This window comes from Haloarcula vallismortis ATCC 29715, assembly GCF_000337775.1.
GTDB classification, from domain to species: domain Archaea; phylum Halobacteriota; class Halobacteria; order Halobacteriales; family Haloarculaceae; genus Haloarcula; species Haloarcula vallismortis.
Genome location: NZ_AOLQ01000067.1, coordinates 97,760 through 112,270 on the forward strand (window position 1 = coordinate 97,760; position 14,511 = coordinate 112,270).

At 59.6% G+C, this 14,511-nt stretch carries 16 protein-coding genes and 1 tRNA gene; 7 read left to right on the top strand and 10 right to left on the bottom strand.

The genetic code is table 11. The features are described 5' to 3' along the window. The first annotated feature begins 5 nt into the window (after positions 1 to 5). Complete coding sequence (locus C437_RS16900; protein ID WP_004518213.1) at positions 6 to 1,151, top strand: 5-(carboxyamino)imidazole ribonucleotide synthase; 1,146 nt, start codon at positions 6 to 8, stop codon at positions 1,149 to 1,151. 232 nt (positions 1,152 to 1,383) lie between these two features. Next, complete coding sequence (locus C437_RS21250; protein ID WP_394324841.1) at positions 1,384 to 1,671, top strand: plastocyanin/azurin family copper-binding protein; 288 nt, start codon at positions 1,384 to 1,386, stop codon at positions 1,669 to 1,671. A gap of 34 nt (positions 1,672 to 1,705) precedes the next feature. On the opposite strand, the gene C437_RS16910 is transcribed toward C437_RS21250, so the two are convergent. The 5 genes from C437_RS16910 to C437_RS16930 form a co-directional block, all read right to left on the bottom strand. Next, complete coding sequence (locus tag C437_RS16910) at positions 1,706 to 2,194, bottom strand: universal stress protein (RefSeq protein ID WP_004518215.1); 489 nt, start codon at positions 2,192 to 2,194, stop codon at positions 1,706 to 1,708. 115 nt (positions 2,195 to 2,309) lie between these two features. Continuing rightward, positions 2,310 to 2,951 carry a 30S ribosomal protein S3ae gene (locus tag C437_RS16915; RefSeq protein ID WP_004518216.1) on the bottom strand — a complete coding sequence of 214 codons (642 nt, stop codon included), beginning with the start codon at positions 2,949 to 2,951 and terminating at the stop codon, positions 2,310 to 2,312. Continuing rightward, entirely contained in the window at positions 2,944 to 3,174 is a 231-nt protein-coding gene (locus tag C437_RS16920) for a KEOPS complex subunit Pcc1 (RefSeq protein ID WP_004518217.1), read from the bottom strand. Before C437_RS16920 ends, C437_RS16915 begins: the two co-directional genes overlap by 8 nt. After that, entirely contained in the window at positions 3,171 to 4,292 is a 1,122-nt protein-coding gene (locus C437_RS16925) for a hypothetical protein (RefSeq protein ID WP_004518218.1), read from the bottom strand. Before C437_RS16925 ends, C437_RS16920 begins: the two co-directional genes overlap by 4 nt. Then, positions 4,293 to 4,763 carry a 30S ribosomal protein S15 gene (locus C437_RS16930; protein ID WP_004518219.1) on the bottom strand — a complete coding sequence of 157 codons (471 nt, stop codon included), beginning with the start codon at positions 4,761 to 4,763 and terminating at the stop codon, positions 4,293 to 4,295. Positions 4,764 to 5,122: 359 nt separating this feature from the next. Between C437_RS16930 and C437_RS16935 the strand changes: the two genes are divergently transcribed. Both C437_RS16935 and C437_RS16940 read left to right on the top strand, forming a co-directional pair. Next, positions 5,123 to 6,766 (top strand): DUF7289 family protein, encoded by a 1,644-nt coding sequence (locus C437_RS16935; RefSeq protein WP_004518220.1) that lies wholly within the window; start codon positions 5,123 to 5,125, stop codon positions 6,764 to 6,766. 146 nt (positions 6,767 to 6,912) lie between these two features. Further along, on the top strand, positions 6,913 to 8,640 hold the full coding sequence (locus C437_RS16940) for a polymer-forming cytoskeletal protein (protein WP_004518221.1): 1,728 nt from the start codon (positions 6,913 to 6,915) through the stop codon (positions 8,638 to 8,640). 7 nt (positions 8,641 to 8,647) lie between these two features. On the opposite strand, the gene C437_RS16945 is transcribed toward C437_RS16940, so the two are convergent. Genes C437_RS16945 through C437_RS16965 form a run of 5 tightly spaced genes read right to left on the bottom strand, consistent with a single transcriptional unit; the run spans position 8,648 to position 11,976 of the window. Next, positions 8,648 to 9,391, bottom strand: coding sequence for a DUF7289 family protein (locus tag C437_RS16945; RefSeq protein WP_004518222.1), 744 nt, complete (start codon positions 9,389 to 9,391; stop codon positions 8,648 to 8,650). Further along, positions 9,384 to 9,827, bottom strand: coding sequence for a DUF7266 family protein (locus tag C437_RS16950; protein ID WP_004518223.1), 444 nt, complete (start codon positions 9,825 to 9,827; stop codon positions 9,384 to 9,386). Before C437_RS16950 ends, C437_RS16945 begins: the two co-directional genes overlap by 8 nt. Further along, entirely contained in the window at positions 9,817 to 10,794 is a 978-nt protein-coding gene (locus C437_RS16955; RefSeq protein ID WP_004518224.1) for a DUF7261 family protein, read from the bottom strand. The genes C437_RS16950 and C437_RS16955 overlap by 11 nt, the downstream gene beginning before the upstream one ends. Continuing rightward, on the bottom strand, positions 10,782 to 11,369 hold the full coding sequence (locus C437_RS16960) for a DUF7288 family protein (RefSeq protein WP_004518225.1): 588 nt from the start codon (positions 11,367 to 11,369) through the stop codon (positions 10,782 to 10,784). The genes C437_RS16955 and C437_RS16960 overlap by 13 nt, the downstream gene beginning before the upstream one ends. A gap of 1 nt (position 11,370) precedes the next feature. Beyond that, the gene (locus C437_RS16965) at positions 11,371 to 11,976 is read right to left on the bottom strand and encodes a DUF7287 family protein (protein ID WP_049919874.1); all 606 of its coding nucleotides are present in this window, start codon (positions 11,974 to 11,976) and stop codon (positions 11,371 to 11,373) included. A gap of 209 nt (positions 11,977 to 12,185) precedes the next feature. On the opposite strand from C437_RS16965, the gene C437_RS16970 reads away from it, so the two are divergent. The 3 genes from C437_RS16970 to C437_RS20255 all read left to right on the top strand — a co-directional run. Then, a tRNA-Ala gene (locus tag C437_RS16970) sits at positions 12,186 to 12,257 on the top strand. An 840-nt stretch (positions 12,258 to 13,097) separates the two neighbouring features. After that, the gene (locus C437_RS16975; RefSeq protein WP_004518227.1) at positions 13,098 to 13,655 is read left to right on the top strand and encodes a hypothetical protein; all 558 of its coding nucleotides are present in this window, start codon (positions 13,098 to 13,100) and stop codon (positions 13,653 to 13,655) included. A gap of 510 nt (positions 13,656 to 14,165) precedes the next feature. Then, the coding region (locus C437_RS20255) for a hypothetical protein (RefSeq protein WP_152418768.1) at positions 14,166 to 14,511 on the top strand (346 nt) is incomplete at its 3' end.

Here is a 14,511-nt window from a genome sequence, read left to right on the forward strand (position 1 = left end):
GCGGTATGACGCTCACGTCACCAGGACCGACTGTCGGTGTTGTCGGCGGTGGCCAGCTCGGCCGGATGCTGGGCGAGGCGGCCGCGCCGCTTGGCCTCGAACTGCTCGTGACCGACCCGACGCCGGACTGTCCGGCTGCGCCAGTCGTTCGCGACCAGCTCGTCGGCGACTTCGACGAGGAATCGACTCTGCGAGAACTCGCCGAGCGCGCCGACTACCTCACCTTCGAGATCGAGCTCGCCGACCCCGACGTGCTCGAACGGGTCGCCGACGAGACGGGGACGCCGGTACATCCTGCGCCAGAGACGCTACGGACGATTCAGGACAAGCTCGTCCAGAAGCGCCGGCTGGCCGACGCCGGCGTCCCGGTCCCGGAGTTCCGTGCCGTCGACACCGCCGACGACCTCCGGGAGGCCTGTGAGGAACTGGGCTACCCCGCGATGCTCAAGGCCCGGACCGGCGGCTACGACGGCCGCGGGAACGTCCCCGTCGACGGCCCGGAAGACGTCGAGGACGCAGTCGACGCCATCGCCGGCCCGGCGATGGTCGAGGAGATGGTCGACTTCGAGCGGGAACTCGCGGTCATGGGCTGTCGCGGCGCGGACGAGCGGGACACGTTCCCGGTCACTGAGACGATTCATCGGGCAGAGATTCTTCGGGAATCCGTCGCACCGGCCAGAGCGTCGAGAGCCGTTCGCGAACGCGCCCGAGAGGTCGCTCACGACGTGCTTGACGTGATGGACGGTCGCGGCGTGTTCGGCATCGAGCTGTTCGAGACGACCGACGGCGAGATTCTGCTCAACGAGATCGCACCGCGCCCGCACAACTCCGGGCACTGGACTATCGAAGGGTGTCACACCTCGCAGTTCGAGCAACACCTGCGGGCGGTCACCGGCCAGCCACTGGGGTCGACCGACCAGCGGTTCCCGACCGTCTCGACGAACATCCTCGGAGATGTGGCAGAGCGCCAGCCGGCGGCGATGCAGGGCGAAGACGGCGTGCTGGAGACGCCGCGGGCCCACCTGCACTGGTACGGCAAGCGCGAGGTGTACGAACTCCGGAAGATGGGACACGTGACGCTGACCGCTGACGACCGCGAGGGCTTACTCGCCGATGCGCGCGACCTCCGTGACGGACTAAGTTTCGAGTGACCGTGACGGACTGCCCATCGGGTCCAGAGCAGTCCGGAACCGAGCGGTCTTTGCCTGTCCGGCCCTGAGCGTTGGTATGGAGCGACGGGACTTTCTCCGTGCGGCTGGTCCGGCAACGGTCGCAGGGTTGGCTGGCTGCCTCGGCGGTGGGAGCGCTGACACCGACTACGACGTGGGGATGTCTGCGAAGGCGTTTCGCCCGGTTCGCATCGCCGTCGAACCGGGAACGACCGTGCGGTGGCTCAACACGAGCAAGCAGGGCCACTCGGTCACAGCATACGAAGACGATATCCCCGACGAGGCCGACTACTTCGCCTCCGGCGGGTTCGACACCGAGCAGGCGGCCCGCGACAACTGGGGGAACTCCTCCGGTGGGACGATGTTCGAGGGTGACGATTTCACGCACACCTTCGAGGTGCTCGGCGAGTATGCGTACTTCTGTATCCCGCACGAACGAGCCGGGATGGTTGGGACCGTCGTCGTAACGGAGGACCCGGACGCGGTGACGAGCGGCGAGTAGTGTCTGTACTCACCCTGTGACGAGAGTTTGCGTTTCAGTTCTCCCGAATGGGGTCCGGCATTGAGATACCAGCCGCCGGCGCGTCATCGCCGTCGTCGCCGACGCTGACCGTCAGAACCGGCATCGGGGCGACGCGGACGACCTTCTCAGTGACGCTGCCCAGAAGGTATCGGTCGTACCCAGTTCGACCGTGGGTTCCCATGACGATGAGGCCGATATCGTTCTCCGTGGCGTAGGCGACGATTCCGGCCGGCGGATTCCCCCAGCGGACCTCCCGGACGACGTCGAGGCCGGTCTCAAGCGCCCGCTGGGCGACCGCTTTCGTCGCGTCCTCTCCGTCCGCGGTGAGTGTTTCCTCGACACGCTGTTGCACGTCGTCCGGAACCGATCCGTACGCCCGGTCATCGACGACGTGGAGCGCGTGGACTGCGGCCCCGAACTGCTCGGCCAGTGCGACGCCGTGGTCGACGACCACGCCCATGTCATCGCTCCCGTCGGTCGGAATCAGCACTGACTCGTACATGTATAGTGTTACCGCGTGTCACGGTATAAACCCATGTCTACCGGGTTCGCTTCCAAGATGCAACTCGCCACACGCTGCGATGAAAAATCGGAAAACGGTCGCTGCTGTAACGAAGTTAGGCTTCGACGTCGACGTCTTCTTCGTCCACGTCGACAGCCGTCTCCTCTTCGGCGGCGACTTCTTCGGGCCGCGCTTCGAGCGTGGTCTTCTTGATCTCGACGCGTCGGAGCGGATAGATGTCCTTGGCCCCGCCGTAGATGGCCGAGGAGAGACGACCCTCGACGACGCTGTCGACGAGCTCTTCAAAGGTGCGGTCTTTAGCCGTCTCGCGAACGAGGTCGATCATCGTTCGGCGGATGGCCTTCTCCTGGGAGGCGTCGGCCTTCTTCGTCGTCACGGCGACCGGCTGGACCTGGACGCGGTAGTCGTCCGTGGTCAGCACGGTGATGTAGGCTTCGACCTTCGAGGAGCCGCGGCGGACGAGCGAGCGGAGGTAGTCCCGCGTGAGCTCGTGGCGGATGAACTCCGTGTACGCCGAGTCCGAGGCGACCTCGTTAATCTTGAAGGTCAGCTTCGTGTTGTTCTCGCTGGCGTCGTTCGTGAGTTCGCCCAGCGTGGTTTCGATGGTGCGTCCGAGCACCTTGTCCGGTTCGTCTGCTGGTGTCTTACCGAGAACCTCCCGGTCGAACTGCTCGGGAGCCTGCACGGTGTACCACCGTTTCTGTTCTGTGCGCTTGGAAACGCTTCGTTCACTCATGGTTGGATTGTGTGTGTTGGTCTGCGAGCTGTGCTGCAACCCGGATGTTGACGACGTAGTCGTCGACGGTCGCCTGCAGGCCGCCAGTCGAGTCGCGCTCGACGGTCGTGACCACGGCGTCGCCCTCGACCCGCGTGGTCATCTCGTCAGTGTTGTCCGGCCGGACCGCGCGTGCGACGCGTTCGGGCGAGTCGTGTGTCGTGCGAATCTCGGCCCGTCTCATACTGCCTCCCGGAACGCTTCGATGAAGTCAGCTGTCGAGGCGTCGAACCGGGCGCGTGCCCGGTCGTTCGTCCCGATGGCGTCACCGCCGACCGCATCGGCAGCGGCGTGCATCGGCTCTGCCACGTCCCGTCCGTCTGTGGTGCGGGCCGCGGCCCGGTCGTCGGTGACAACAAGTGTCACCGGCTCCGGCGCGCGATAGTCCGCGAACAGGCGGGCGACGGTGCCGGTCGGCATCGCGTCGCCGCGGGCGACGAACAGGCCGTCGTACCGACCCGTGGTCGCCTTGGAGACGGCCTCGTGGGCGCGCCGGGCGTGCGTTCGCCACGCGGCTAGGGCGTCCTCGTGAACGGCCTCGTGGCCAAGTGCGAGCGCGACGGCGGTGCCCGGCTGTTCGCGGGCGACGGCGTCGAGCACGTCCGCGTAGCCGCCGACCGTCTCGAAGGGGCCGCCCACTGTCGGTCGGAGCGCGCGCTGGACCGCGTCAGCGGCCCGGGGCGGCGCGTCCGCGGTGACGGCCAGCGCGATTAGCGACGCGAGGCGTCTGTGGTCGTTGGCCGAGAGTTCCGCTGACTGCGTCTCGTCCGCGTCGATGCCTAAATCGGCGAGCGCGGCCCGTACTGTGTCGGCGTCGCCCGAGAAGGGCGCGACGAACAACGTCGAGTGGGCCAGCCCGTCCGCGAGGTCCGCTGTCGGCACAGCGACCCCGGGCCGGCGGTCGAGCCCCGCCTGCTCTGCGGCTTCTGCGACAGTCCCGTCAACGTCCCCGGCGGCAATCGTGCCTGCCAGGGCGAGCGCGGGGTCGGCCGTGCCGAGTTCGCGGGCGGCCTCGAAAGCGGTCGCGGCGGCGCGGTCGGTCAGCGTCACGTCGGCGGTCGGCTGCGTGCGACCGATGGCGACGGTGATGTCGGTCTCTGTGGTCCGGCCGGGGTCTTCGAACGGGCGGACGACGCTCGCCTGAAACGGCGTGTCGTCCAGCGCCCGCGCCAGCAGGCCAGTCGCGGCCAGCGCCTCGCCGGTCGCGTCGCTGACGAGGCGCACGAAAGTGGCCTCACGAAGCGACCCGGCGAGAGCACCGGGCGACGTGGCTGGCGTCGATTCCCGACCGGTCGCCGACATCTATTCGCGGCCCAGCGCTTCGACGGCGTTGTCGTAGCTGTAGGTGAAGTCCTCGTCGACCTCGTCGCCGCGGTAGTAGTCGATGAGGCGTCGGATCTTCGACTGCGTGTTCTGGAGCGCACGCTTGTTCTGGTAGTCACCGGGGTTCTCGGTCATGTGATCGCGAAGGCGGACGGCCCGTTCGAGCAGGTTCCGGAGGTCTTCCGGTAGGTCCGGCTCGGCTTCGTTCTCTTCGAGGATTTCGGTGACTTTCTTGCCGGTCGCGAGCGAGACGTCAGGGATCGGCGTACCCTGAACGCCCTCGTCGCGCAGCTTCAGGCCGATCTCGCTGGGCGAGTGGCCCTGTTCGGCCAGTTCGACGACGCGCGCTTCGATTGCGTCCTCGTCGACGTCACTCCACTCCGGGGGTTCGTCTGCCGCCGGTTTGTCCGAGTCGGACGAACCGCGGCGGCGTGTATGCATTCGTGCCATTGTAATCTGGTTGGAACCGCACGAACCGCTCTCGTTACGAGGCGTATTGGCACTGTACAGTGCCGAACACGGCCGCAATCCCGAGCTGTGAAAGTCCACAGCGAGTCAGATTTGCGGTCGTGCTGTTCCCAACTGTCTGTCTGAGAGGGCGCGACTAAACCGTTCCGCTTCCCGGCCGGGTCTCGAAACGGCGATACCGCTTCATAGCTGAACGGCTTCGCAGTATTATACTTGATAATTTTCCCGATCATTTTAAGTAATTTGTTGGAATAGAGATGGGTAGTATGAGTAGCGCTGGGTGGAGCCTCGGAACCCGTGGGCAAAGTGCTCCGCTCGGACTGGCGCTGGTTTTTGCGGTGATGATTATATCGACGACGGCGGTCGTCGCACTGGGTGCTGACGCAATTACGAGTACGCAGACGCAACTCGACGCGGAACGAACGGAAAAGTCGTTGACGGAACTCAACTCCAAAACCGCGCTCGTGGCACTGGGACAGACAGACGTCCAGCAGGTCACCCTTCCCGCGAGCAGTTCGAGTACCTATCACGTCGACGAGAACGCCGGGTGGATGAACGTCTCCTATCAGAACACCACTTCAGGGGACCGGACGACCGTGGTAAACGAGTCGATGGGCGAGGTGGCTTACCGCGGCAACGGCGAGACGCGACTCGCGTATCAGGGCGGTGGCGTCTGGCGGTCCAACGGCGACGGCACGTCGGTGATGGTCTCGCCGCCGGAGTTCCACTACCGGGACGCGACGCTGACGCTTCCGCTCGTGACAGTGAGCGGGTCCGGGGCACTCAGAGGCGGCGCGTCTATCTCGCACAACACCTCGAGACAGTACTGGCCCAACAAATCAGCGGGGGCAGTGAATCCGCTCGATTCGGGACAAGTCGAGGTCAGAGTCCAGAGTGAGTACTACCGGGCATGGGGACAGTATTTCGAGACGCGAACCGACGGCTCGGTCGATTACAACCACAGCAGTAACAGAGTCACGCTGGAGTTGCTCGTCCCTGCGACCAATCCGCCAGTTCAGGGCGGTATCGTCGCTGGGACACCCGGGACATCAATGACAATCAAAAATAACGCCGAGGCAGACAGCTACAACTCCTCGGTGGGTCCGTACAGTGGGTTCCCCGACAACTCGAATTCCCGAATCATTTCTGCTGGCGATGTCGATGTGGAGAATAATGCCATCATTGAAGGCGATCTCGAATCCGGTGGCGACGTACAGATAAGTAATAACGGAGAGATCCGTGGAAACCTTTCCTACGGGGGAACAGCTAGCGGTGGCGGTTACCCCAGCGGTGTCAGTGGCTGGAGCGCACAGAACGCCTCAGTCACCGCACCCGACTCTGTCGAACGCCTAATCGACACACGCCGGTCGAGTGTCTCGTCGTCGAACGACAATGCCGATTCGAGTGTGGATATCGACAATAGCTCGAACACGCTCGAAAACTGCGCGTCGACGTGCGAACTGACGGCCGGCGACTACTACCTCTCGGAAATCACACTCAACAGTGGCGAGGACGCTCGTATCGATACCTCCGGCGGCGATGTCAACATTGTCGTCAATGGAACAATCACGATACAGAACAACCAGCAAATAACGGTCGTCGGCGGGAACAGAGTGAATGTCTACGTCGAGGGCGACTACTACCAACGAAACGGTGCACTCGTCACCGTCGAAGACGATGTAGCCCCGAACTTCTGGGTCTACACGAACCCCGATGCAGATGTCGAGTTCGATAACAACGCCGAATTCACCGGCGTTATCTACGGTCCCAACGGACCGAACAACGATGGCGCGGACATAACACTTGACCAGAACGCACACGTCTACGGTGGTGTTGTGGGTGACGTGACGTTCGTGTCGAACAACTACGGTATCCACTACGACGAGGCACTTCAGCGGACAGAGACAACGACGATTCCACAGGCAATCCCTTCTGTTACGTACGTCCACATTTCAACGAACGATGTCAATATCACGTCCGATTGATAACCGACCGGTTGCCCGTTAGCTATCAGGATTGGGAGCGCTCATATTCGCTCGATTTTCAGTGCGACTGACACAGACAGCCGCTAAGAGGTGCCAGTGATAATTTGGCCAGCAATCTTATCAGCTGTGATAACCACTGTCGGATAATGCACTTCTCCTGGGGTCAGCAACGCGCACAGTCGGCCCCGCTTGGGCTGATACTGGTCCTCAGTCTTGTCATCGTCGGTTCCAGCATCGTTGTCAGCCTGGGAGCGACGGCGTTGGTCGATACTGAGGCCGGGCTCGACGTCTCCCGGGCAGAGACAGGGATGACCCAGCTGGACTCTCAGGCGGCGCTTGTGGCGCTTGGGAACGCCGACAGCCAGCGGGTGTCGCTCGTCGGGACGGACAAATCCACGTACCGAATCAACAACACCGCGGGTCGGATGACCGTCAATATCACCAACCACTCGGCGTCGCCCCCGACAACTGTCACGCTGATGGAGGAGGAACTCGGCGCGGTCGTCTACGAGAACGGGAATCAGAGAGTCGCCTATCAGGGCGGTGGAGTGTGGCGGCGCTCTGGCAGCGGCAGTGTCATGATTTCACCGCCGGAGTTTTACTACCGCGACGCGACGCTGACGCTCCCACTTATCACCGTCCGTGGCAGTGACCGGTCGCTTGGGTCACGAGCGAGCATCTCAAAGAACGGCACGACGCAGGTGTACCCCGACCAGGCGGCCGGGAACGTCAATCCGCTGGATACGGGGACAGTCAACATCACAGTCAAGAGCGACTACTACCGTTCCTGGGGTCGCTACTTCGAGGAGCGGACTGACGGCGACGCCTACTACGATCACGAAAACGACAGCGTGACCACGACGCTGGTCGTGCCGACGGGGCCGCGAGAGGTGACGAGCGCCGTCGCGGCTACGTCCGCTGGCGGACAGATTACGCTCTCCGGCAGCGGCACTGACCCCGCCCGGACGGACAGCTACAACTCGTCTGTCGGCGACTACTCGACATCACGAGGATCGTTCGGAACGATCACCACTGCGGGTGATGTGTACGTGAAGGGAAACAGCGAGGTAGCTGGCGCTGTCCGGTCCGGTGACCGGGTCGAGGTCAAGGGCAGCGGCGTCGTCACTCGTGACGTGGAGTACTCGACCACGAAGCACATCAAGGGGACTGTCAACGGTGACGTTCGACAGATATCGGGCGTTGAGGGGGCTGGCGCTATCGACGGCCTGGTGAACCGGCAAGTCGCCAACGCAAGTGGCACCAATGACAACGGTGCGACTGGCAGCATTTCGGGGGACCAGCTCGACAGCGGCGACCAGACGCTCGACGCGGGCACGTACTATCTTGAGGATTTGACACTGAACGGCGAGACGCTGACGATTAACACGGGCGGCGACGATGTGACCATCGCTGTCCGGGACTACGTTTACATCGAGAACAACGGACAGATCAAAGTTAACGGCGGTGGAAAAGTCCGTCTCTACGTCAGAGGCGACGCTACGTCCGCCAGCGGCCACCACTTCCACATCTATCGCACCGGGGATGTCGATGTCGGTAACGCCAACAACTCGAAGCAGTTCTGGGTGTACGGCCAGTCTGATTTCGACGCTGTCATCGAAGGCGACACCGACACCCCACAGTTTGAAGGCGTGATCTACGCACCCGCTGGCGGCGTCGGGGCCAGCACTGTACAGATCAAGAAGGCTGAGCTGTACGGCGGCCTCGTCGCTGGTTCCGTCACGGTGGATAACGGGGGGCTGGTCCACTACGACCGGGCGCTCAGAAACGAACGAGCCGTCCCGAAGAACACGAACATCATCCGGCTGACGTACCTCCACGTCTCGGAGAACCGGATCAACGTCACCAGCGGGTAGTCGCCGGTTACTGGTCGATTTCGACCGCAATGTCGTGATAGACGACGTACGTCCGGTCGATTCCACCCGAGGACGACGTGAAGTTACACCAGCCGTTGGCCGCGCACGTGAACCCTTCACTCTCGAAGTACGACTGCCAGAGTGCCTCGCGCTGTGGGTCAGCGTCGACACTGACGTTGACGTGTTCGATGTTGCCACCGGTATCGGCAAACGAGACGTTGCTGTTTCGGTGGTTTGTCCGGACGAGCACTGTCGACCCCCCCAGGCTCTGTTGGTTGCTGGCGGTCGTACCGACCACGGTGATGAGGACGCGGTCATCCGAGACAAGTATCGGTGGAGCCCGTTTCTGAACCCCGCCGTCCCGGTTCGTCCGATACACCGCCCCGGCCTCGTATACGAGCTCTCGCTCCTGATTACCGGCGTAGATGACCGGGCGTACCTCCCATGTCCCGACATCTTTGGGAGCGGTCCCGTCGTGGACGTGCACCGATATTGTCGTGTTTTCACCCGTCCTGAGCGATGCCTCGCCGAGGCTGACCTCAGTGGCACGGCTCGGCGCGCCCTGTTTGTGGAGGTCCGCGATGTTGTCCGAGAGCACGTCGAATGCCCGTTCAGCGTTCTCCATCTGCTCCGCATCCCGGGCGTTCTGTAACGCCCCTAGGCCACTCACCGAAACAAGGATTATCGAAGCCACGATGAGACTGAACACCAGCGCAAAGCTCAACACCTCGCTGACTGCGCGATCAGCCATTTCGGACCTCCAGTCGCCCGTTCGACTCGTCGTAGAGCACGGTTATCACGCCACCGTCAGCGCTGGACGCTTCCAGGTCTGTCTGGGTTGTGAGCGAGACAGTCACCGACACGTCCGGCGACGTTGATTCGAGCGTGAGTGCATCGGCGGCGGGGTCAATCGAGACCCGGTAGCTGGAGCCACTCACCCGCGTCGGAAACGTGTGATTCAGCCGTGCAGTCGGGTCGTCGTCGGCAGCGACTACCAGCCGGTCGATGCGCGCGATGTCCGAGGCGACCTGCTGTCCGATGACTTCGAGTTCGTCTCTGATGACCTGTTCCTGTCGACTCTCGACGAAGTTCCCGCCGGCAATGAGGAGGCCTGACACCAGAATCGAAGCGATAGCCAGACTCAGCGTGTAGCTCAGCGTCGTCGAGACGGCGCGGTTACGACGCATTTGGCTCACCCGGGGCCACCCGTATCTTTACTTCGTACTGTAAGTTCGACGTATCATAGCGATAGCGGACGGTCGCGTTGTAGATTGCGGTCGTCTCGAACGGGGACGGGGGCGCTGTATTGACCGTGCCTGCTGAATCACCATTGAGGACGACCATCGAGTAGTTCCCCCTTGTCATGTTGCCCGATTCGTAGGTGATGTTGTACTCGTCACCGACACCGTGGGCGAACCGGCCATCGAAGCTTCCGCCCTGAAGCGCGAGACACGGCTCACCCTGCACCGTGCCGCCGGTCACGTCGATATGTGCATACGGTTCCTCAATTGAGACAACGCAGGTCTGAATGCCGCTCGGCGTATCGACTTCCACGTTCACCGTTCCACTGGGTCCGACATCCCCCCAGACCCGCATCGTCCAGTTCGGACCCCCGCTGGTGCCATTAGCCGTGACGGCAAACGCGTCCGCGGAATCCGTCGGAATTTCTGTCGCGTTGATGACGAACCGCCTAGTTGCGTTTGTTCCATCGCCCGGACGCGTGACTCGCTCCCTGACGGTCCAGTTGCCGGCCGCTCCGTTGGATTGGAACTGTGACGTGTCATTCTGGGCGATTCGCGTGCCATAGGTCGGCGAACCGGTGAGAGTGGCGTTCACCAGGGCCCCGCTGGTTACCCGCTGGCGCTCCGTCTGCGTACTGACGGTCCCCATGCTTTCACGCAAACTGGTTTCGAGCGCCGTCTGGGACGAGTAATTGTACCTGTTCGCCGCGACAATGCCCTGCCCGACGTTCGTTTCGACCATCGCTCGCATCTCCAGCGCGTCGTTGCTCCCGGCAACCTCACCTCGGCTCGCGAGGTTCTGCGTGTAGATCGCGGAGTTGACGACCAGCGCGAGCCCGATGAACGTCACCGCCAGGGCTAGTGCGGCGATGAGGATTATCTGGCCCTGCTCATCGTCGTTCAGATGCGCCACGCGACCACCTCCACGCTAACCGTGTTGTAGACGTTCGTCCCGGTGTCCGAAACCGTATAGTCGGTCGTCGGGTCACCAAGCTGCGTGCTGTTTCGCGTCCCGTCCGCGTCTCGCAGGTGGTCGTCGTCCATGAGCGTAATCGTATGGCTGGCTCGCACCGCGTTGTCGCTCGGTTCACCGCTGTAGATGTAGCGGGTCGTGACCGTCCTCTCTTGCGTGTTCTGGAACCTGAGATAGACGTTGTACGCGATTCCACGCTGGTCGAACGCGCGCTCTAACAACCCGCCGAAGCGATTGTCCGGCGGTCCGTTCGTGTAGTACTCTCGGCCCCCGGTCGTGTTATGGAACTGCGCGGTGCTGTTGTCCCAGTAGAGCACAGCCGGTTTCAGGGCGTCCTCTGCCGCCGCAGAGGCGAGGACGCCGTGGCCGATTGCCTGCTGCTGGTTTTCGATGTGCTGGCTCGACGTACTCGCCGACAGCGGTGTCACCGCTGTCATCTGCAGGGCAAACACCAGACTTGCCAGTAACAGCATTCCGCTGACGATAGCTTCGAGCGTGTGCGCCTGCGCGCGCATGCTACCACATCACCACGCGTACTGTGACATCCTGCCCGTTCAGCGATACCACTCGCAGCGCAGTGACCGATGCGTCGTTGTTTGTCGGCGGATTCCCACCCGTGGTAAGTGTTGTTCCACAGCCAGCCCCAGCTTCGACCAGTTCCTCGCTTGAGCCATCCCAACAGAGCGTTTCATCGGAGGCTGCTGTTGCCGTCGCATTCCCCCGGATTGTGACGTTCACGTTCTCCCGAACCGGGTCAAGTCCCACACGTTCCTCCGTACTCCCGCCAGACTCGTACCCACATTCAGACGGTGGTGCGTTCCCAGCGAAAAATTCCTGCGTACAGTGCTCGTCCAGAACGTACGGCTGCTGTGGCGAACCAAGCATGCCCATCGTGAGTCCATCGGCAACTCTATCGGTCGTGACCGTTTCCTCCTGAACCCCTGCGGAAAACGGCGACAACAGTCCCGGAATGAACAAGAAGATGAATATCAGGACGCTCAGAAACAAGCTCATACCGATTGCGAAATCCAGCGTCGTCTGCCCCCGATGGTGCCCTCCGGTCCAGAGTAACCGCGTGACACGCCGGTTGGTAGACTGCGTCTCATTTCTCCTACGGTTCATAAGCCTGATTCACTGAACTGAGATTACTGTAGGGATGGTATCAGGCGTTATAACCATTATGGCCGTACTGTAACTCCGATTACCAGACTTCTACGTACCCGCGAGGTCGATGCGATACCGGTCTATTCGAGACCATGGGGCCTGTTCTCTATGTCCCGTTGCTTCGATGGGTTTAAGCAATCCCATCGGGAAGCAGGTAATGCACGCAAGGGCTCGTAGATCAGGGGTAGATCACTCCCTTGGCATGGGAGAGGCCCCGGGTTCAAATCCCGGCGAGTCCATCTGAGTTCTCTCCGTCAACAATCGACAGAAGGCGTGGCTCCTTTATAAAAGCCCTACACCGTTGAATGTCTATTTTGCCGCTTTTATCCGCCAGAAACGTCCCTTGTAGCTTCCCACCGTTACCTATCCAACCTTCCGACGTACCCGGGTTTTCTACAATTGAGTTCCGGAAGGTGGTGCATTGTGTGTATGAGTACAGTTACCGAAGGGAGTAACAGCACATTGAGTCGAGTACTGACCGGCTCAATGCATCCCTATCTCCGGTTAAAACATTCATCGGTGCGCCCGAGCGCGTATTAGGTAACTCAGTGCGAGAAATTTCTGGTTTTGCGAACGGATTTGGAGTGTGGGTACATTGAGGGATATGCCACTTGTGAGGTTGTCGAATTTCCAGGTATCATTTCTGTTGCCTGAATCCTGCAATATCAGGAGTATCAAGTCTCGGGAAACGGAGTGTATGGGAAGTAATCCGGAATTCAGATTTATTGTCAGTTGTGCTTTGTGCTTTTATATACTAATTGATGAGGGTGAGAAGTTATACCCTTTCCCTACAGTGGTTTTGCAACATAACGTAGTTGTCGGTGTGTGTATAGCGTATGGAGGATGTACTACAACAATAGTCCATAGATAGGAGTAGGAGCCTGTCGGGAAAGAAACAGACAATCAATGAACTTCTATTCAGATGAAGTATCCTACAACAGTCTTCTCGGTTCTCACAGACTGCTGGTAGTATTCATTGACTGTCCGAGGGACAATCATCAGGGCGACACTGAAATTGGTCTGTGGCTTACTACCATAGCAATAAGATATTTTATAATATAAGCAACACAGACGTAAATATGCGGATTCCAGACTTAGATACGGATATTACTTTAGGTGAGCATCAGTCTAAGGAGACGGTCACAATATCCCTTCCAAAATGGAAAACGGCTCTATTTCACCTCTCGAAAGCGTTGTTAGGCCTTCTTGACAAAATTGACACTAACGATTCTTATTACGATTTTGAAATTAAACCCTCTGAAACCGAAAAGATACGAATGTTCTTTTTTGCGGGCATATTGGACCGCTCGAAGTATTATTTACCAGTTTTGACTTTTGTACTTGGATTATTTATTCTTGACACGGTATATTTCTACAAAATTAACCCACAAATATACGGACTTGTATTGGATATGATAGGGGCAATTGTAATAGCCTTCGGCTTGTTCCGTGGAACTACCGGAATAGAACGAGACACAACAACACATTCTACCGGTTCGACACTGGGGGGGAGAGTTTGGAAGGACAAGAAAGAACTCTCAGCTGTGGTCCGAAACACCGTGGATGGGGTCTGGGGGACGTTTTTCCTCCTTTCGGGATTTACTGTCCAAATAGTGGCAGTCTCGGGAATTCTGTAGAATCTTCTTTTATATACTGTATTCTCTATACACGGGGACGTACCTTCGTTATCATGCGGTTTCGCAACATAACGTAGTGAGTTGTGTGGTGTGTAGTGTAGAGTTGGTAGTACTACAACAGTCCAGTGAGGGTGAGCAGGAATCTACCGGGAAAGAGAACAGACAATCAATGCGCTCCTACTGCGATAGGGCATCACACAGATAGTCTTCTCGGCTCTCACAGACCGCCAGTCGGCTTCCAGTAGGAAGCAAGAGGAATTCAGCATTACAGTCCGTATGTATGATACTGGGGTTGCTGATAGTACATGAAAAGCACGGAGTTATCACGGCACTTCGCGCTGTGACCTGTACTAACTGTAACTTATCGAATATAATCTGTAGGTATACAGTGAATAGCGGCTAACTAACTATTTTTCAGAATCATGTTTATTGGTACCGTATATGCGAAAAAGAGCGCTTCTGACAGCACTGATTGTAATAACGAGTATGGGGACTGTGCCAGGGACTGCTGTGGCTGATGATGAGTGGAGCGACAATTGTAGCGATGCGGAGACAATAACTCCGGGAACATACTCTGGTAATCTTTCACCTGAAGACACTGATGCGTTTAGAGTTAAACTGTCAGAAGGCGATTTCATAAACGGTACCCTTTCGTATGATATTGATAGGGTAGGTGGGATTACATTGTGGCCGTATCCTGAACCGGGTGGAGAGCCATTTGCCTCCGAATTTTCTATTACTATCGAAAGTGAAGGATATGACAGTCCTCAAAGCGATATTGATGTAGAAGATTATGACAGAGCGGATGATAATCCAGCACGTTTCCGGCTATACAACGAGGGGCCAAAAGATGAGG